This window comes from Hathewaya limosa (assembly GCF_030815255.1).
GTDB classification, from domain to species: domain Bacteria; phylum Bacillota; class Clostridia; order Clostridiales; family Clostridiaceae; genus Hathewaya; species Hathewaya limosa.
Window position 1 is genome coordinate 61236 of record NZ_JAUSWN010000009.1, and the last position, 20942, is coordinate 82177.

18 protein-coding genes are annotated in these 20942 nt (G+C 26.1%); 9 read left to right on the plus strand and 9 right to left on the minus strand.

The window, feature by feature from the left end; all coding sequences use genetic code 11:
- Positions 1-87 precede the first annotated feature (87 nt).
- Complete coding sequence (locus QOZ93_RS06465) at positions 88-1512, minus strand: MATE family efflux transporter (RefSeq protein ID WP_307355572.1); 1425 nt, start codon at positions 1510-1512, stop codon at positions 88-90.
- A gap of 81 nt (positions 1513-1593) precedes the next feature.
- Between QOZ93_RS06465 and QOZ93_RS06470 the strand changes: the two genes are divergently transcribed.
- A complete protein-coding gene (locus QOZ93_RS06470) occupies positions 1594-2409 on the plus strand; it encodes a MerR family transcriptional regulator (RefSeq protein WP_111943091.1) in 816 nt (271 codons plus the stop codon).
- 75 nt (positions 2410-2484) lie between these two features.
- Here QOZ93_RS06470 and QOZ93_RS06475 read toward each other — a convergent pair whose 3' ends face one another.
- Both QOZ93_RS06475 and QOZ93_RS06480 read right to left on the minus strand, forming a co-directional pair.
- Positions 2485-3240: an exodeoxyribonuclease III gene (locus QOZ93_RS06475; protein ID WP_111943093.1), complete on the minus strand. Its 756-nt coding sequence runs from the start codon at positions 3238-3240 to the stop codon at positions 2485-2487.
- A 100-nt stretch (positions 3241-3340) separates the two neighbouring features.
- Entirely contained in the window at positions 3341-5077 is a 1737-nt protein-coding gene (locus tag QOZ93_RS06480) for a pyridoxal phosphate-dependent decarboxylase family protein (RefSeq protein ID WP_307355573.1), read from the minus strand.
- A 374-nt stretch (positions 5078-5451) separates the two neighbouring features.
- Between QOZ93_RS06480 and QOZ93_RS06485 the strand changes: the two genes are divergently transcribed.
- Entirely contained in the window at positions 5452-6876 is a 1425-nt protein-coding gene (locus QOZ93_RS06485) for an MDR family MFS transporter (RefSeq protein WP_307355574.1), read from the plus strand.
- A gap of 103 nt (positions 6877-6979) precedes the next feature.
- On the opposite strand, the gene QOZ93_RS06490 is transcribed toward QOZ93_RS06485, so the two are convergent.
- From QOZ93_RS06490 to QOZ93_RS06515, 6 genes are all read right to left on the minus strand, one after another.
- Positions 6980-8623, minus strand: coding sequence for a M20/M25/M40 family metallo-hydrolase (locus QOZ93_RS06490; RefSeq protein ID WP_111943101.1), 1644 nt, complete (start codon positions 8621-8623; stop codon positions 6980-6982).
- An 80-nt stretch (positions 8624-8703) separates the two neighbouring features.
- The gene (locus QOZ93_RS06495; RefSeq protein ID WP_307355575.1) at positions 8704-9663 is read right to left on the minus strand and encodes a DMT family transporter; all 960 of its coding nucleotides are present in this window, start codon (positions 9661-9663) and stop codon (positions 8704-8706) included.
- 60 nt (positions 9664-9723) lie between these two features.
- Complete coding sequence (locus tag QOZ93_RS06500; protein WP_307355576.1) at positions 9724-10887, minus strand: amidohydrolase; 1164 nt, start codon at positions 10885-10887, stop codon at positions 9724-9726.
- 136 nt (positions 10888-11023) lie between these two features.
- The gene (locus QOZ93_RS06505; protein ID WP_307355577.1) at positions 11024-11902 is read right to left on the minus strand and encodes an NAD(P)/FAD-dependent oxidoreductase; all 879 of its coding nucleotides are present in this window, start codon (positions 11900-11902) and stop codon (positions 11024-11026) included.
- Between the two features lie 38 nt (positions 11903-11940).
- The gene (trxA, locus tag QOZ93_RS06510) at positions 11941-12255 is read right to left on the minus strand and encodes a thioredoxin (RefSeq protein ID WP_307355578.1); all 315 of its coding nucleotides are present in this window, start codon (positions 12253-12255) and stop codon (positions 11941-11943) included.
- Between the two features lie 97 nt (positions 12256-12352).
- The gene (locus QOZ93_RS06515; RefSeq protein ID WP_307355579.1) at positions 12353-12619 is read right to left on the minus strand and encodes an ArsR/SmtB family transcription factor; all 267 of its coding nucleotides are present in this window, start codon (positions 12617-12619) and stop codon (positions 12353-12355) included.
- A gap of 189 nt (positions 12620-12808) precedes the next feature.
- On the opposite strand from QOZ93_RS06515, the gene QOZ93_RS06520 reads away from it, so the two are divergent.
- The 7 genes from QOZ93_RS06520 to QOZ93_RS06545 all read left to right on the plus strand — a co-directional run bounded on the left by QOZ93_RS06520 (position 12809) and on the right by QOZ93_RS06545 (position 20888).
- Complete coding sequence (locus QOZ93_RS06520; protein ID WP_307355580.1) at positions 12809-13477, plus strand: response regulator transcription factor; 669 nt, start codon at positions 12809-12811, stop codon at positions 13475-13477.
- Between the two features lie 19 nt (positions 13478-13496).
- The gene (locus QOZ93_RS06525; RefSeq protein WP_307355581.1) at positions 13497-14936 is read left to right on the plus strand and encodes a sensor histidine kinase; all 1440 of its coding nucleotides are present in this window, start codon (positions 13497-13499) and stop codon (positions 14934-14936) included.
- Positions 14927-15529, plus strand: a complete 603-nt coding sequence (locus QOZ93_RS06530; RefSeq protein WP_307355582.1) for a hypothetical protein — start codon at positions 14927-14929, stop codon at positions 15527-15529. The genes QOZ93_RS06525 and QOZ93_RS06530 overlap by 10 nt, the downstream gene beginning before the upstream one ends.
- Before the next feature lie 102 nt (positions 15530-15631).
- Positions 15632-17509 (plus strand): asparagine synthase (glutamine-hydrolyzing), encoded by a 1878-nt coding sequence (asnB, locus tag QOZ93_RS06535; RefSeq protein ID WP_307355583.1) that lies wholly within the window; start codon positions 15632-15634, stop codon positions 17507-17509.
- 145 nt (positions 17510-17654) lie between these two features.
- Entirely contained in the window at positions 17655-18668 is a 1014-nt protein-coding gene (locus tag QOZ93_RS14075) for an acyltransferase family protein (protein ID WP_422723875.1), read from the plus strand.
- Positions 18669-18750: 82 nt separating this feature from the next.
- On the plus strand, positions 18751-20625 hold the full coding sequence (locus QOZ93_RS06540) for an LTA synthase family protein (protein ID WP_307355584.1): 1875 nt from the start codon (positions 18751-18753) through the stop codon (positions 20623-20625).
- A 2-nt stretch (positions 20626-20627) separates the two neighbouring features.
- Positions 20628-20888 (plus strand): hypothetical protein, encoded by a 261-nt coding sequence (locus tag QOZ93_RS06545; protein WP_111943113.1) that lies wholly within the window; start codon positions 20628-20630, stop codon positions 20886-20888.
- The last annotated feature ends 54 nt before the right edge of the window (positions 20889-20942 follow it).

A 20942-nucleotide genomic window follows, 5' to 3' on the forward strand; every position in this document is an offset into this window, starting at 1 on the left:
TTAGTCTTACACTCCTTAAAATTATATTAAACTTACTAATTAAATAATCTTTTATATATAATAAAACTTAATAGTTTAATATAAATTTTATGCATCTAGCACTTCTTGCTCATCATCATCTTCTTCTTTTATTTTACTTTTATTTTCTTCTATTTTTTTGTTATCCGCTTTATATCTTTTTAAATTAGATTTTTTTAATATAAAACTTGATAAAATCAAGCAAATTCCTTCCGATACTGATGTTGCCATCCATATTCCATTTCCTCCAAATAAGGCTACCATGACAAATAAGGACGCTATAATTATAATAAGTCCTCTTCCTAAGGAAATAATTGTTGCATGAATTGGTTTAGCTACAGAAGCAAAAAAACCTGATATAAGAATATTATATCCTAAAATAAGAAATGAAATTGAAAAAATCCTAAACGCCTTTACAGAATAATTAAAAATATCACCTTGCACATTTCCATCTATAAAAACCCTTACAATAGGTCTTGTAAAAAACATTGAAATTACAAAAACTATTATAGAACAATAACCTATCACTCTAAAACTCATTTTTAAAAGTTTTTTTACTGTACTATTTTCACCTTTGCCATAATAAAAACTAGTTAACGGTTGCATTCCTTGCGTAATACCTATCATAGTCATAATAATTAAAGTATTTACATAAGAAATTATACTATAAGTTACAACTCCATTTTCTCCTATATATCTTAAAATACTTTGATTAAATAGAAAGATAACTACACCAGATGATAATTCTGTTATCCCGTCTGGAACTCCTATAAATAAAATTTTTCTAATAATAGAAAAATCAAATTTGAACTTTACAAAATTTAATCTTGATCCCTTTCTTTTCAAAAAATGGACTAAGAAAAATATACAAGAAAACAATTGTGAAATACCCGTAGCCACAGCTGCGCCTTCTATTCCCCATTTAAATTCTATAACAAATAACCAATCTAATACTATATTCGTTAAAGCAGATATAACAACGCCTACTATAGCATATTGTGGAAATCCATCTGTTTTTATTATTACTTCCAAAGAATAAGAAACAATAAAAAACATATTAAATATAATTATTATTTTAAGATAAGTTTTAACAAATTCAATAGTCGTTTTTGACGCTCCTAAGAAAAGTGCTAATTTATCCAAGTTTAGAAGGCTAGTTATTAAAATAGCCATAGAAACTATAACTAATAATGTTACGTTCATAGAAAAGATTTCGTTAGCTTTTTTTGAATCATTTCTTCCCAAATGAATGGCTATCATGGTAGATGCCCCTGTAGTAAATAACATAGAAACTGAAAAAATAAAATTTACAAAAGGCATAGCTATATTAACAGAAGCTAATGCTGTTGGTCCCACACCTCTACTTACAAATATACCATCTACTATAGTATATAAAGAATATACCCACATAGATGCTACCGAGGGAAGTAAATACTTTAAAAATTTTTTTCTTAATCCTTTAGTCTCAGTATTTTTATCTACTGACGTACTCATATTATCACTCCTTTAATAATAGTATAAACTATGGTATAATACCAAGGTCAAACTTTTTGAAAATTTTAAGGAGTGTTTTTTATGAAAAACTACTATAAGATAGGCGAAATATCTAAAATATATGATATAGGTAGAGATTCATTAATGTACTATGAAAAAATAGGAATATTAAATCCATTTAGAGATAATAATGGTTATAGAATGTATAGCATAAGAGATATTTGGAAACTTAATGTAATAAAAGAACTCAGAAATTTAAACTTTCCTATGAAAAAAATAAAAGAATACTTGGATAACCGAAGCATAGATTTCACTAAAAATATATTAATTGAAGAAATTTCTTTATTAGAAAAAAAAATTTTAGAACTTAAAACTCTAGAAAAAAACATTAAAAAGAGATTAGAAGCTATAAATTCCGTTGTATCGAATAGTAATTTATATAAAATTCAACTTCAATTCATGAATGAACGAAAAGCATTAAAATTAAATGGAGATATTCATCGAGATGAAGAGATCGATTTTCTTCTAAAAAAACTTCAAAGAAAATATGAACATAAATTTTATGTTCTAGGAAATAACAATTTAGGTGCAATATATTCTATGGATAAAATCAACCAAAATATATTTAATCATTTTAAAGCAGTATTTTGTCTTCTAGAAGATGAAGATCCTGATTATAATTTGACTTTAAAAGAAGGCTATTATGTAACTTTTTCATACGGTGGCCCCTATAAAAAAAATCATGTTTATATTACTAAACTTTTAGAATTCATAGAAAATAATAATTATAAAATTCTAGATAATCCTATTGAAATTTATAAAATAGATGTTCATGAAACTAGTTTAGAGGAAGAATTTATAACCGAGATACAAATTCCTATAGAGATAAATAATTAAAGTTTTATCCATATATAATAAAAAAATTATAGCACTTGATACTAAATTATTTAGACATCAAATGCTATTTTAAATTTATTTTATAATCAATTCAACTGGACAATGATCTGATCCTAAAACATCTGTATGTATATCGGCACTAATTAACCTATCTTTAAATTTTTCAGATACACAAAAATAATCTATTCTCCATCCCGCATTATTTTGTCTTGCATTAAACCTATAGGACCACCAAGAATATACTCCCTCTTTTTCAGGATTAAAATATCGATATGTATCAATAAATCCTGATTTTAGTAGCATAGAAAATTTATTTCTTTCTTCATCTGTAAAACCTGCATTTTTTCTATTACTTTTAGGATTTTTAAGATCAATTTCCTTATGAGCAACATTTAAATCTCCACATATAACTACAGGCTTTTTTTCATCTAATTCTTTCAAATATGCTTTAAAATCATCTTCCCATTTCATCCTATAATCCAATCTTTCAAGTTTTTGTTTAGAATTTGGAGTATATACTGTTACAAAATAATATTCATTAAATTCTAAAGTTATTACTCTACCTTCTTTGTCATGCTCATCAATACCTATACCATAAAACTCATTAATTGGCTTCTTTTTAGTAAAAATAGCTGTACCTGAATACCCTTTTTTCTCTGCATAATTCCAGTACATATTATATCCCTCTAAATTTAAATCAATTTGTCCTTCTTGTAATTTAGTTTCCTGAATACAGAATATATCCGCATTCATCTCCTTAAAATATTCCAAAAAACCCTTTTTTACACATGCCCTAATCCCATTTACATTCCAAGATATGAATTTTTCCATATTAACTTCCCTCTCTTTTATTTTCTTAATAGTTTCTCTCTTAATTTTAACATAAAAATTAAAAGAGGATGTTCTTTACAGAACACCCTCTTTTAAAAGATTATTTTTCTAATTGCTTGTCTACCGCTTCAGCTGCTTTTAAAATAAAGTTTATTATATCTTCTCTAAGTTCCTTTTCATCACATCCCATATATGGAGACATTGGATATGCCTTTATAGCTGCTATAGGCTCCCCATAAGGTGTTAATCTAAATTTACTTGTAAAGCTTAATGCAGGCCCATTTTCTTCAAACAACATTCTTTGTATTTCTTGTGAAATCTTAAATTGATAATCATTATGTTTCTTTAATTCTTCTCTATAGTTTTCATCTTCAAATTCTTTTTTATATTGATGCTTTGCAAAATTTTCTACATTTAATTTTTCACCTAAAGTTTTTGGATACACTCTAAATAATGTAACTGAACCATGGTCATCTTCATTTACACAAACCATGGAGTCTTCTTTTCCTATAACTTTTCTTAAGGATTTTTCTGATTCTATTAAATTTCCTAATATAGCTCTATATCCTTCTAAACCAAAGTATTTTAAATTACACCATGCTGAAAGAGCATATCCTCCTCCTCTAGAACATTCTAATGTATATTCCCCTGGTGTATATGCACTAAATTGATATAAGTATGCCATTTGTTCTCTTCCTCTAGCCAAGATTTCTACATCTTCACTATCCTTCATACAAATCATACTACAATTATAGCAAGTAAATCCTGTTTTATGGAAATCGATTCCTATAGCATCGGCAAGATTTATATCTTTAATTTTTTCTCTACATTCATCTATAGCTTTTAAAGTATCCTCTGAGAATTCCATAGGATTATTTTTAAAATCATAGGTATTAAATACACTCCATGCCCATCCTATAACTGCATCTGCATATATAAATGGTTTTTGTTTAACATTATACTTCTCTGCAAGTCTATCACAAATTTCTCTAATACCTCTTATATCATCAATAGCAAAAGCATCTGTAGTTCCCATTGTCGCTACAATCATAGCTACTGGTTTTCCTTCTTTATAACATTGTTCCATTGTTTCTTCTAAATGTTTTAAATTCATTGAACTATCTTCATTAAGATCTATAGATCTTACATTGTCCATTCCTACGCCTGTCCAATCACTACAATTTTTAACTGCATAGTGTCCAACTTTAGATGCTAATATTTGAGCCTCTGTTCTTATTCCAGTATTTCTACTTTCCTTACCAAGACATTTAGTTAAGGCCAACTTAGTAGCAAATAAATATGCTCCTGTACCTCCAAAAGTAAAATGTCCTGTTGATTTTACCGGATCATATCCAACTAATTTTGAAATTATAGATGCTACCTCTATTTCTAAAGCTGCTATATTTCCAGAATATTCTTGTTCTACTAAATTAGGATTAAACATAGCTCCCATTAAACTTCCCATTACTGAAGGAATAGCAGCTGGTGGAGCTACATTAAACATAGCTTTTGGATGTACCCAATTGAACATTCCGTTAAAATAACCAGCTACGTCTTTCATAACATCTTTGATATCAGTAGATTTTTCTGGAATATTAGCTTTCTTTTTAACTTCTACAATGTCATCAGCATTAGCTATACAACATTTAGATTCCCCTAAAAAACATTTTTTATCTTCTCTATCACCCTTTAGAGAATTTACACTGCGCAAAGTTTCTCTAACAATATCTTTAAATTCCTCTTCCTTGGCTTCTTCTTGCCATGGTGCTAAAAAAGCTGGTTGAACTTTGTTTTTTAGAATTTCTTGCCACTTTTGTTTTTCATTTTTGTTAATCATTTTATCCCCACTCTCTTGTTATTTTTTATACAACCTTACTTTTTCATTATAATACTAATTTTATAAATTTTCTATGTACAAGTTAAATTTTTTTCATAATGTAATTTATTGCATATTTTTGTTTAATTTTATTTAATTTTAAAACTTATTAGTGTTACTTTATGACTGTTTTTGTATAAATTGGTTTTATTATTTTTTTAAGCTTTTTTTATATCATTATTAAAAATACTTAAAATTTTTACACTTATATTATTATAATCAAGAAATTTACACTAAAAAATCATTGTTTTTTTATAACTTAGACTTTTATTACAATTTGTTGTATTATTTTATATGTAACTTTTATATGACTATTTACGAAAGGAGACATAAAAATGGATAAAAAAAATCATAAGGTAGTAATAGCTATAATGCTTTCTATGTTCTTAGCAGCTTTTGAAGGAACTGTAGTTACCACTGCCATGCCAACCATAGCAAATTCACTTAATGGTTATGACTTAATAAGTTGGATATTCTCTGCTTATCTTTTAACTTCGGCGGTTTCTACCCCAATTTATGGTAAGCTTTCAGATCTATATGGTAGAAAAAAAATGTTATCTGTTGGTATTATAATTTTCTTAACGGGTAGTTCACTTTGTGGATTTTCTCAGACTATGTTACAATTAATTATTTTTCGTGCCCTTCAAGGACTAGGTGCAGGATCTATTTTGACTATTACTTATACAATTATTGGAGATTTATTTGATGTATCGGAAAGGGCTAAAATTCAAGGATGGCTTAGTACAGTTTGGGGGATAGCCAGTTTAGTAGGACCTTTTATAGGAGGATTTTTAATTAACTATTTATCTTGGCATTGGATATTTTTCATAAATGTTCCTTTTGGTATAATCGCTATAATTATACTAAATAAAAACTTACAGGAAAATATTGAGAAAACTTCTCCTAAAATTGATTATTTAGGTGCTTTTTTATTGACTATTTCTATAGTATTTTTACTTTTAGGGGTTCTTTCAACTTCTTTAAAAGTTGCAGGAATATTTGTTATAATTTCTATAATTTCCCTTGTAATTTTTTATTTTACTGAAAAACACTTTGAAGAACCTATAGTTCCTTTTGATATATTTAATAAGACAACAACATTAGCTAATTTAATATGTTTTATAACCGCAGGTGTACTTGCAGCTATAGAAACTTACAGTCCTTTATATATTCAAAATGTATTAGGATTTAATGCTATTATATCAGGATTATCTATGGCTCCTATGTCAATAACATGGCTTTCCAGTTCATTTATTTTAGCTAAGGCATTGCCAAAATACGGTCATAAAAAAATACTTAAATTGGCTACATTATTACTTGTAGTAAGTACACTATGTCTTAAATTTTTAGGAACTTCTAGTCCTATTATTTTCTTAATGATATGCACAACTATCATGGGTTTTGGTTTTGGTTCTATCTTTACTACAACTACTATAGTAGTACAAACTCATGTTTTAGAACAAAAAAGAGGTGTATCTACATCAACTAATGCTTTAATTCGTACTTTAGGACAAACTATTTTTGTTAGTATATTTGGTGGTATTTTAAACTCAGGTATAAGTTCATACTTTAATAAACTAGGAATATCAGGAATTACTCCAGATAACATAGTTTCACAAACATCTAAAAATATATCTATATTACAAATAAAAGAATCCTTCTTTACAGGTGTACATTCAATATTTGTAACATTGACATTTTTTATGATAGTATGTTTAATATGTGCTTTAATTCTTCCTAAGAAAAATAAATATCAATAGCAAATAATTAATAAAACGGTAATGTATAAGTACTTTAATCTTATACATTACCGTTTGTTTTATAAAAAACCTAAATAAATTTATATTCTATATTTGAAATTTGTTATTTATGCAATTTAAAAATATTTCTTATAATATACTCATATAATTGTGGAACTTCTTTAATTGAATAAGAAAGATTTAATCTTTCAGTATATTTATGAAAATCCTTTCCAAACCCTCCAAAAATAATACTTGGGATATTTAGTTTTTCAAGACTTTCTATTGGAAGATTATAATTATATCCTAATCCTAAAATATTACTACATATACTTCTTATATCTTCTCCTTCATTTAATCCTGTATAGCTTAAATCAGAAATACCCATAAAATAACTTTCCTTGAAAATATCCCTATTAAACTTTTCCTTAGCATATTCTATAGTATTTTCTACTGCTTTTAAAAGAATCTTTGAATTTTTATCTTTAGAATCAAGAGTTCTAACTGGATAATATGAAGGTGAAAAACCAATTATTATTACAGGTGTTTTATCTGGATATTTTTCAAAGGTTTCTCTTATTATATTTATTGCTATATTTTGATGTCCTAACTTTTGATTTTTCCATAATAAGATCTTTTCTTCTAATTCTTTGTTAAATTTATCACCATAAGTTTTTAAAACCTTTTCATAAAGTTCATTATATGTCATTACCTTAGGCTCAATATGATTTTCAACTTTATGTTCTCCTAAATGCTCATTATATAATTTCATATTAGAATTAACTATATTTATGGCATTTTGAAAAGCTCTCAAAGAAAGTCTTTTTAGTTTATCTACAATTTCTTCTGGTGAACTTGTAAGATAAATCATATTGTAATATGCGGCAGCTGCACAAGGTAATTGAACTGAATAAAGTTCTTTTAAATCCTTTTGTTTTAAACATACTGGTGGAGGAGTTATATTATCCTCTACTACATCACAAAGTTCCACATTAACTTCCATAAGTTTATTTAGTTCAGATGCCAAAATATTGGGGTTAAGCCCACTAAAAGGTTCACACACATGGGATTCTTTGCCTACAAAATAGAAAAGAGGCATAATTTTTCCACAAGAACCTAAATAAATCTTTTTAGTAGTATCTCCATCATATTTAGGAAGTGTGCATTCTGAATTTAGTAAAGCTATAAATTCATATCCTTCTTCCTTACTTAATTTTTCAAGATATTCAGCAGCTGCTACCATTCCTTCTGAGTTACTTTCTTCTCCTGGTACTGCTACCATCATTAAGTTTCCATCAATAGTATTGTTGGTTGATATTTCTCTTAAAACTTCCATATGGAGTGCTATTCCATACTTCATATCTGCAGAACCTCTTCCAAATAACCAATCTTCACTTTCTAAATCTTCTTTAACTTCTCTAGTTAATGGAAACTCCGAAACTCTTTTAGTAAATTCTTCTGCATCAAATGCTATATTTTTTAAATGTCCAAATTCATCTATCCCTACTACATCTGTATGTCCAGTAATAATTATTGTTTTATTCGTCTTTTTAGGATTTTCATATAATGCGGTTACAAAAAATCTATTATAGCAATCATCTTTTACTGGAATTTTTTTAACTTTATTTGGATTCTTTTTAAAATAAGGCATTTGTAATATCATATTATATATTTCTTCACCTGAAAGATTCTCACTTTCAGTACCAGATATTCCTGGAACCTTTATTAGATGAAGAAGTGTATTCATCATTGACTCTTCTTTAATCATGTTTACTACACCCTCTTGTATTAATATATTTTCAAATACGATAATACTCTTGTGCAAAACTTTTTTCAATAAAAACTATATTAATGAACACATGAATTATCTTTAACTTTATTATGATTTTTATATTTAAGCATTATAAAAGAACCAAATAATATAAACATTATTCCTAGAATTGTATTCATTGGTATTCCTTCTTTTAATATAAAAAATGCTAAAATAGGTGCCAATGCAGGTTTTACAAAAAACACCAATGATGACATAACCACAGATGTTTTATCCATAGCTAAAAAATAAAATACATATCCAAGTCCTGTTACTATTACCCCTAAGTAAAGTAATATAAGCAAATTATCCATACTTATGCCTTTAAAAATAGGTATATTGTACAACATAGCCCCTGTTTCAGTTTTAGATATACCTTTAAATATAGGTAATTTAGATAATAAAATTAAAATCAACATTAAAAAATCTCCTACTAAAAAGGACACACCATTAATAACTATACTTCCAAACTTATGTGATTTAGTTTTTACAAGTACACTATATAATGAAAAAGTTACTGCGGATAAAACTGCTAGTCCAATACCTTGCAAATCAGAAATACTCAATTTTAAATTTAATGGATTCAAAATACAAGCAATACCTACTAAACTTATACTAATTGAAATAATATTGCTTTTATTTAATTTTTCTTTTAAGATCAAACAAGCAAATGGTATTGTAAAGACTGGATTTGTACTAAATAAAATAGCTACTATAGATGCCTTGGTATAACCAATGGCAACTTGCAAAACTGACATACTTATCACAACACATAACAAACCTGTTAAAAGAAAATATTTTATATCACTTTTAGTTAACTTTATCTTTTTGTTTTTTAAAATTCTTATACTAGGTATTAATAATATTAATCCTCCTATTAAAAATCTTAAAAAATTAAGTTGAAATGGATTAAAATCACTATTAGCTATTTTTCCTGCTATCTCCATAGTACTAAAAATAAATGCACCTAAAGCTATATATAAATATCCTTTTTTCACTGTTCAACATCTGCCTTATTAAATATTTTTATACCCCAAAATTAGACTATACAATTTAACCTATATATCTAATTTATATATAATGTTTCCATCTACAATTGTATAAAGTACTTTACTTTGTATTTCTAATGGGTCTCCATCAAATATAACGATATCTGCATCCTTTCCTTTTTTAATGCTACCAACTCTATGATCTATACCTAAAATTTGTGCTGGATTTATTGTTATAGCCTTTAAGGCTTCTTCTCTATCCATACCTGATTTAACAGCTAAAGATGCGCATATTGGAAGATATTCTAATGGTATAACTGGACAATCTGTTGTTATGGCAACCTTTAATCCCGCTTTACTTAAAACTCCTGGAGTTTTAAAAGATTTTTCTCTTAATTCATACTTTGATTTACTGGTTAAACTTGGTCCTACAATTGTGTCATATCCTTCTTTTGCTAGTTCATCTGCTATCAAATGTCCTTCTGTACAGTGATCTAATGTAAGCTTAAGCCCAAACTCTTTAGCTATTCTTATTGCAGTAAATATATCATCTGCTCTATGTGCATGAGCCTTTAATGGAATTTCTCCATGAATTACAGGAAGCATAGATTCTAATTTTATATCAAACTTAGGCCTCTTACTCTCATCCTCTCCTGCACTTTTAATTTTTCTATCATACTCTTTAGTTTTCATTAATATTTCTCTAAACAAAGCTGCCGTAGCCATTCTTGTCATAGGTGATTTTCCTTTACTGTTGTAAACTCTCTTAGGATTTTCTCCGAAAGCACATTTCATAGCGGTAGGTGCCTTAATTATCATATTATCTATTCTTTTTCCATAGGTCTTAATAGTTGCAAATTGTCCTCCGATAATGTTAGCACTACCAGGACCAACAGCAGCACAGGTAACACCTGATTTATAGGCATCTTTTAAAGCAGTATCCATTGGGTTAATAGCATCTATTGCTCTTAGCTCAGGTGTAATTGGATCGGTCATCTCATTTATATCACTACCTTCAAATCCTATTCCATCTTCTAAAATAGCAATATGAGTATGTGCATCTATAAAACCTGGCATAACAATTTTGCCTTTTGCATCTATTACTTCTACATCTTTAGTAATTTTAATTTCTTTGCCTATCTCTTCTATTTTTCCATTTTTAATTAAAATAGAACTTTCTTCTAATACAATTCCTTCCATAGTAAAAATTTTACCATTTTTAATAAGTAACATATGATTTTCCCCCAAATACATAATTTTAATTTATAACTTTTATTTTACTTCTTATAACAATTATATTCAATTGTTCCATATAATATAAAAATAAGGAATAAGTTTTAAAATTAAACCTATTCCTCACCTTTATAAACTATTTATTATTTATATTATTTTTTAATTCGTCAATATATGATACTGCATTTAAAACGGCTACTTGACCTTCTCCTGCTGCCTTCATGTATTGATAAGGTTTTCCTATGCAATCTCCTGCCGCATAAAGACCTTGAAGATTAGTTTCCATTTTTCTATTTACCTTTATATGTGCACCATCAACCTCAATTCCTGGTACCAGCTGATTAGGTGATACACTATCCCTTAGAAAAAATACTCCATCTGTTTCTATTTCTCTACTTTTTGTAATAATTTTTTCTACCTTACTCTCTCCTACAACCTCATAAGGTCTATCCTTTACTACTTCAATTTCACTATTTAAATTGTACTCTCCACTATACATAGGAATATAATAAAGCTTTTTTGTAAGTTCACTAACATAATTAGCTTCTTCCTCTGCTTCTTTATTATAGCCAACCACAGTAACTATCTTTCCCTTATACAAGGGTGCATCACAAGTAGCGCAGTATCCCACACCTTTTCCTAGTAATTCTTCCTCTCCTTTTATAGGTTTTGAAAATTCCACTCCTGTAGCCAATATTACGGTTGTAGCTTCGTAGATTTTTTCGTTAACCATAAGAGCAAAATAATTACCCATTGCATATATGTTATTTATTCTTTCATAAGTTACATTTACATCCATTTTATCCATGTGAGTCTGAATTTTTTCTTTTAATTCTAATCCCGTAACATCATAAAAACCTAAGTAATTATTAACTTTAGGGGCTTTTATCAATTTATTACTCAAATTTTTTTGTCCAAATATAATAACATTTTTATTCCTAATCTTAGCATTTATAGCAGCAGAAATTCCTGCTGGTCCACTACCTACTATAGCAATATCATATCTATTTTCCATATTTAATCCCCTTTCATTATATTGCTTTAATCATATTACTATAAATATTTTTCTATCATTTGTTCAATAGCTGCTTGTGGCTTAAAACCTACACTAGTTTCTATACTGTTCCCTTCTTTAAAAACAATTAGAGTTGGTATACTTGCAACTCCATATTCCCTAGCAAGACCTTGATTTTCATCTACATTAACTTTAACAACTTTTATTTTTCCATCATATTTTTTTCCTAGTTCCTCCATAACTGGAGTAAGCATTTTACATGGTCCACACCAAGGTGCCCAAAAATCAACTACAACTGGTATACTACTTTTCTTTACCTCTTCTTCAAATATGTTTTCATTTAGTTCTTTCATTTAAAATTCCTCCATTTATAATATATACATTTAGTATCTTTTATGAACTTCTTTTTTATTCTAATTCTTTATGGCTTTATTTTTTAAACATATAACACTATTTACTATTAAGATCTTCAACTAATTTTACGATTTCTAAAATCTTGGAATCTTTAATACTATAACAAGTTTTCATACCATCTTTTCTAGCTATTAAAATTTTAGCATCTTTTAAAACTCTAAGATGTTGAGATACATTTGACTGACTAAACTCTACATCTTCATTTAACTTACAAACACAACATTCTCCTGTCATTAGTTTTTTAATAATTTTTAATCTTACAGGATGAGCCAATGCCTTAAATATCTTTACAGTATCCTCCATAAATATTCTCCTTTACTTAATAAGAATATAAGAAAATTCTAATATTCTTATTATATTTTGTCAATATATAATTTTTAACCTCTTTATGATAAATTTAACCACTCTGTAATAAATTTAGGTTATTAAATAGTTTAAAATTATATTATAATATTTGTGTTAAATTTTTATAAATAACTAGAGGTGAATTATTTGAGTAAAATACTTATTATTGAAGATGAATTACCTATTTTAGATTTAATAAAAATGAATCTATCTTTAATAGGACATGAAATACACACTGCTAGTGATGGATTAGAAGGTTTTAATATGTTACAATCCAGTACCTATGATCTATTATTAATAGATATTATGTTACCTAAAATGGATGGTTTTGAAATATTGGACAAAATAAATAAAAAATCCATGGGCATAATCATACTATCAGCTAAGTTTGAGACAATAGATAAGGTTCGTGGTTTAAAGTTAGGTGCAGATGATTACATAACAAAACCTTTTGAAAGTATGGAACTTTTAGCAAGAGTAGAGGCTCTTCTAAGAAGATGTCAAAAAGAAGATCCTATAAATAACAACATTATTTACAAAAACCTTGAACTAAATGAAAATGAACGAACTGTTAAATTAAATGATATGTCTGTAGAATTAACTATTAAAGAATTTGAACTTTTATTGTTGTTACTTAAAAACCAAGATATAGCTTTTAAACGTGAAACTCTTTTAGATCATATTTGGGGATATTCATTTAGTGGTGGAACCCGTACAATCGATATGCATATTTCCAAATTACGCCAAAAACTTAATTTAGAAGATGAAATTATAACTGTATATAAACTTGGTTATAAACTTAAAAAAATAACTTAACTTTAAGGAATATATAAATATGAAAATTTGGAAAAGTTTCTTTTTATGGTCAACACTAGTTTGTGGAACATTATTTATACTATCTCAATTTATATTAATACAAAATAGTTATAATATCACTTTAAATAATAATATAAAAAAAGATATCTCAAACACAAAACATCTACAATTATTTTTAGAAAGTACTATATTAGACTTTTTGAATACACCTGATCCGGAAGAACCTACATCTGAAAAGGATATACTTTTTACTAAAAAAGCTAAAACTTTTATTTCTATAAAATTAAATGAATACTTAAAATACTCTAAGGATACTTATGTAGAATTTACGGATGATCACAACAAAAAAATCTATTCTAATTTTCCATTTGATATAGCAAAACGTGAAGAATTAGAAAATAAGTCCAAACATATGAAATATATAATTAGAGACATACAGAATAAAGAATTTATATTTATTGTTACTCCTATTAAAGTAAATTCTAATCAAAATTATATCTTAACATATATATCAGATATCTCTGATACATTCCTTAGACGGACAGAAGATTATAAATTCTCATTAAATCTTTTAATAATCTTTATAATTTTAATGGGAACTTCTATGTTAATAATAAGTAAAAAACTTAGTAAATCTATTACAGAATTAATAAATAAAATTAACATTTTTAAAGATGAAAATAAAATTTGTCCCAAATTCAATAAAAAGACTTTTTATGAAATAAAAATTTTAGAAAATGAAATTAACACTATGCAAGAGAGCTTAAAAGAAAATTTAAAAATATTAAGAGAAGAAAGTGAAAATAAACAAAACTTCATTCAAAGTTTCACCCATGAACTAAAAACTCCTTTAACCTCAATTATTGGATATTCAGACTTCCTGTTAAATGTAAAAAATATAGATAGTGAAACTAACTTAAAATGTCTTAACTATATAAAATCTGAAGGTAAACGTTTAGAAAATTTATCCTTTGTTCTTATGGACTTATTTTTAATTACTGGTACCTCTATTAATAAAAAAACTTATTCTACAAATTCTTTGATAATTGATTGTATAAACTCAATAACACCTAAAGCAAATATGCGAAAAATTTCCTTATTGAGTAATATAAATGATTTTAAGCTATTTGTAGATGAAGAGCTTTTTAAAGTATTATTACTAAACTTAATTGATAATGCAATTAAAGCATCCTCTGAAAATAGTAATATTATTATAAATTCTTATTTAAAAGATTCTAAAAAATATATAGAAATAATAGATTTTGGAATAGGTATACCCAAAAAGGATTTAGATAAAATTAAAGAACCTTTTTACGTTGTGGATAAATCAAGAGCAAAAAAAAATCAAGGAGTTGGATTAGGAATGTCTATAGTTTATAAAATATGTGATTTACTTAAAATAACTATTACTATTGAAAGTGAATTAAATAAAGGTACAAAGGTAACCTTATGTATATAAAAAGATTTTTTATATTTATTGGATTAATCATGATCTTCTTGACTTTAATTGCCTGTACTCAACGACATGTTGTTAAAGATAAATTATATATTATAGCAGAAGAACATGCTAATATTAATATCAAGGATGTAAATATTTTAAAAAGTTTAGGTAAAAATTTAAGTAAATCTGAGGCTACATCTTTAGCATATTCTATACTAAATAAATATTTTGAAATATCCCCAAAGAGTATAATTTCATACGATACTTATGTAGTATATAACAACGAAAAGAGAACTTATACTTGGAATGTCTATCTTAGAAATAATGATAATAATATATACTTAGTTTCCATAGATACAATTTCCGGATTGGTTCTTCATATAGATACAACTGGCATCACTACTTTTACCGAATCCCAAGAACTACTATCACGCGATGATGTTCTTATCATTTTAAAAAATTTTTTTAGAGAAGATATTAAAAATATTAAATTAATAGATTATACCTTTCAAAATTACATGGGAAAAGCTAATGTATCTATTAATAATGTTTCCTACTTTGTTTTAATAGATACTCATTCTAAAAAAGTAGATCTTATATATAAGAATTAAAATACGAATTTACAACTTCATTACATTTTTATTATATTTCTAATATACCCTTAGTATATTCTTATTTACATAAATAAGAATTACTAAGGAGGTTTTTTTATTTTGTGTGGTTTTATATGTTTTTTTTCAAATAAAAATTTACAAACAGATACTATAAATAGCCTAGAAGATTGTTCTAAAACAATTATTCATAGAGGACCTGATAAACATAATTCTTTTGTAGATAAAAATTTTTTTATGTCCTTTAATAGATTAAGTATATTAGATTTAAATACAGGAAATCAGCCATTTCATTATAAAAATAGGTACGTTACAGTCTTTAACGGTGAAATTTATAATTACAAAGACATAATAGACGAACTAAAAGAAGACTATTCTTTTGTTGATAATACAGAGGTAGAAACTATAACCTTTGCCTATGATAAATGGGGAGAGTCTTTTATAAATAAACTTCGTGGTATGTTCGCTATAATAATTTTTGATAGGCAAAAAAATAAATTTGTTGCCTATAGAGATTACTTTGGAATTAAACCAATTTATTATATGCAACTTAAGGATGGAGTAGTATTTAGTTCAGAGGCAAAAGCAATTTATAAATTTTCAGATAAACAATTAAATATTCTGGGTTTAAATAATTATCTTTCTTTTCAATATATCCCTGAACCTAGTACACCTGTTGAGGACATACATTGTGTACCTGCTGGTTGCTATATAACAAACAAAAAAGAAATTTTAAATTCTTTATCAAATAATAAAAATAATGAATTAGAAATTGTTAGATTTTTCAATCCCGCTTTAACTCCTTGTAAAAAAACTAATAAGGAAGATCTAAAAAAAGAAATCGTGGATACGCTTAGAAATTCTGTAGAAAAACATCTTCAAAGTGATGTTCCAGTGGCAACTTTTTTATCTGGAGGAATTGATTCTTCTATAATTACAAAACTCGCTAGTGAATTTAATAGTAACCTTACCACATTTTCTATTGGATTCCAAATGGATAATTATAATGAAGTACCTTTAGCAAAACAATTTGCCCAAGATATAGGTGTTAAAAATATCAATTTAACAATAAACCATGAAGATTTATTAGAAGAAATATATAATATAGTTTATCATATGGATATTCCAGTTGCAGATCCTTCAATAATACCTTTATATTTTGTAACTAAAGAGGCTAGCAAATATTTTAAGGTTGTTCTTTCTGGAGAAGGTTCTGATGAACTTTTTGGAGGCTATAACATATATACTGAAGAAAATTCTTTAAAGGTCTTTAAATACATACCTAAGAAATTAAAGCAAATAATAGCTAAAATAGCCTACAATAACCTTCCTATTAATATGAAAGGTAGGAGTTTTTTAATAAGAGGATGTACAGAATTAAAAGATAGATATATAGGAAATGCAAATATTTTCGAGGATAGAGAAAAATTTAAACTTATAGAAAAAAACTATATAAAAAAGTCTCATTTAAAGGTAACGGATTCTCTTTTTAACTCTGTAAAAAATCTAGATCCGGTTTCTCAAAGACAATATATAGATTTAAACACTTGGCTTATTGGAGATATTTTATCTAAAACTGATAGAATGTCTATGGCACATTCATTAGAAGTAAGAGTACCTTTTTTAGATAAAGAAGTTTTTGACCTTTGCTCAAAATTACATAAAGAAGATAAAATAAATAACTTTACAACTAAACATTTACTAAGAGAGGCTTTTAAAGATATATTACCATCTTATTTATACGATAGAAAAAAATTAGGATATCCTGTTCCTATTAGAGTATGGTTTAAAAATGAACTATATTCTTGGGCAAAAAATACAATTCAAAACACACCATTGGATATTTTTGATAAATCTTTTGCTCTAAATCTCTTAGAACTTCATAAAGAAGGACATGGAGATTATAGCCGTAAACTTTGGACTATTATAATTTACATACTTTGGTATGAAATTCATATATTAAACATAAGAAAATTATAATTTCTTTATATTTTTAATTAGAGTTGCTGATAATTTTATTTAATATTATAAATTTATCAACAACTCTATTTTTTATATTTTAATATGATAAAGTATACTTTTAAACTATTTATCAATTAAACTTTTAAAGGAGTCATAAAAGAATATGCACAAAAGATTAGATTGGATTGATTCACTAAGAGGAATAGCCATTTTATTGGTCATTTTAGGACATTGTACCCCATACATAGGACATAAAGCCCATATATGGCACATTATTTACTCATTCCATATACCTTTATTTTTTATTATTTCAGGATATCTTTTTAAAGAAAAAAACTTTTTGGATCTTATTTTAAAAGATCTTAAACGATTACTTCTACCATATATAATCACTTTACTGATTCTTCTAATATATAATCTTTTAAAATTTCCTTTTAATTCATACTATATATTTAAAGTATCATTATTAACCATTTTATATGGTTCAGGTCCTGTACCTGTATTTATTCCCTACTTAGGTTCAGTAGGTTGTCTTTGGTTTTTACCAACTTTATTTCTTACACGTTTAATATTTAATTTATTTCTAAAAGTTGTAAAAAATAAAAATATCTTTAAACAAATTTTAGTTTTAATGTTTTTAGTTATAATGGGATATATTTTAAAGAATATATCTTTTCTTCCCTGGGGATTGGATTTAGCCCTAGTATGTCAGTTATTCTTTTTTATAGGTTATACTCTAAATAATCAAAAAGTTACCTTAAACAAACTCTCTATCTCATCCATATTAATTATGATATTTTTATGGTATATATGCATTATTAATTGTGCCTTTGACATTAATCTACGTATATATAGAGATTTCATTATTTTTTGTACTGGTTCCATTAGCGGTAGTATATTAGTTATATATTTATGGAATTTTCTGAGCAATATAAAGTTATTAAGTACTTTTTTTATATATGTTGGTAAAAATTCTTTGATTATTTTATGCGTTCATTTTTTAGAAACTAATATAATTCCTTGGAATATACTTTTTAAGTATAATTCTTTCATAGAACTCAGTAATTCAAATTTATTAAAATTAATATTATTAAAATTCTTTATAATTATTACTACTTGCATATTAATAAAATACATAACAAATTTTATTAAAAGATTTACTTACATAAAAATTTAACCAAAAACAACTTTAAAGATTAAAAACTTTACTAGAATCTAGTATAATAGTTTATATATTCTTATAGAAAAGAGGTACTCAATTGGACAATATAAATACATCCTATAAAACCATAAAAATACCTAACTGTTTATGTAATATTTTTAAAAATATAAAATTTATTTTTAAAGATAAAGCATTTATATATTCTATTTTAGCTATTTTAGTTAAAATATTTTTATTTTTTGCTGTTATGGGTGATCATAATGTATCAAAATTTAATTTCAAAACCATGTTTTTCAATGTCCCCCCTATCATGGTATATCTAAGTTTTATATGCATGTTTTTATCTTTTACATATCTTTTTAAAGGTAAAAAACACTTATTTAGTATTATAATATTAGATATCTTATTAACCATACTAATGATTGGTGATCTGTGGTATTTTAGAAGTAATCGTTCTTTTTTAACTTTTCATATGTTAAGTTATACAGCTAATTTACACAACCTTTCAGATAGTATTTTTGCTATGTTTAGACCAATAGATCTTATATTTTTATTGGACATATTAATTTTATTATTGTACTTTTTTAAGATAAAAAATAACTATTTAACTTTTAAAAGAAATTTCTCTTCTTTTTTAATTTTATTTATTATACCTTTGTTTTATTTACCTTATGCCCATTATAAAATAGATATATCTAAAAATTGTTTTTCAGATCAACATTTGTTTTTTACTACTTGGACTCAAGATCAAAACATGTTTAACTTAACCCCTATAGGATTTCATATATATGATGGATATAGTTTTTACAAAGATAGTAGAAAGCATACGCTTACAAACTCTGAAAAGAAAGAAATTGAAACTTGGTTTAAAGCTAAAGCCGAAAAATTACCTGACAATAAATATAAAGGAATATTCAAAGGTAAAAACCTTATTACAATACAAATAGAGTCATTAGAAAATTTCGTAATAGGTAAATCTATAGATGGTGAAGAAATTACACCAAATCTAAATAAACTTTTAAAGAATAGTTTATATTTTAATAATATAAAAGAGCAAACCTTTGCAGGAACTACCTCCGATGCAGAACTTCTTGCAAATACCTCTATTTTTCCTGTAAGACGTGGAAGCACATTTTTTAGGTATCCTAATAATACATATCCTTCTTCTCTTCCTAAACTTTTAGAGGACATAGGATATAACACTATAGCAATTCATCCTGATAAAGGCTCTTACTGGAATTGGTTGCCTTCCCTTAGTTCTATAGGTTTTAAAAAATGTATAGATTCTAGTCATTTTAATATGGATGAAACTATTGGATTAGGACTTAGTGATGGAAGTTTTTTCAAACAATTAGTTCCTATATTGAAGCAACAAAAAAATCCTTTTTATAGTTTTTCAATAACTTTAAGTAATCATGCACCTTTTTCCATGCCTGAAAAATTTAAAGATATAAAAATTCCTGATAAGCTAAAAGGAACTGTTATTGGAAAATATTTCGAATCTGTTCATTATACAGATAAAGTTATTGGTCAATTTATAAATTCCCTTGAAAATAACAATCTTTTAGAAAACTCAATTATTGTTTTCTATGGAGATCATGAAGGTCCGCATAAATTTTTTCAAGATCAAGTACAATCTATAAAAGGACTTCCTAAATGGAGTAAAAAAAATGATCTTAATACTCCTTTAATAATCTATTCAAAAGATTATACTGGAGAAACCATAAATACCTATGGTGGTGAAGTAGATATAACCCCTACCCTTGCATATTTACTAGGAGTTGAGAAGGATAAGTACATTTATTCAACTATGGGAAGGAATATTTTAAATACAAAAAGGAATTTTGCCATTCTTCCTAATGGTACTATTAAATCAAAAAATCTAACAAAAAAAGAAATAGACATGTTCTCTAAGGCAACCTACTATAGCAACAAAATTATTGAATCAAATTATTTTAAAAAGGAGCATTAAGTATGAAATTACCTGTTATAACAATTCCGTTTATCTTAATACTTATCTTAATACCTATACTTTCCATTGAAGGTATTACTCCTTGGTTAATTTCTATATTCTTTATATATAGAATTATAAAAAACTCTAAAAAATTAGATATACCTACAAAACAATCCATACTTAAAATATCAATAATAAATACAATACTTGGTGTGTCTATGGGATTAATTTTTAACTTAACTTGTATCTATGGAACTAAATTATTTTATATGTTTCAATAATAAAATACTATTACACAAAAATAAGCTTATCTGTTAAGACAAGCTTATTTTTAT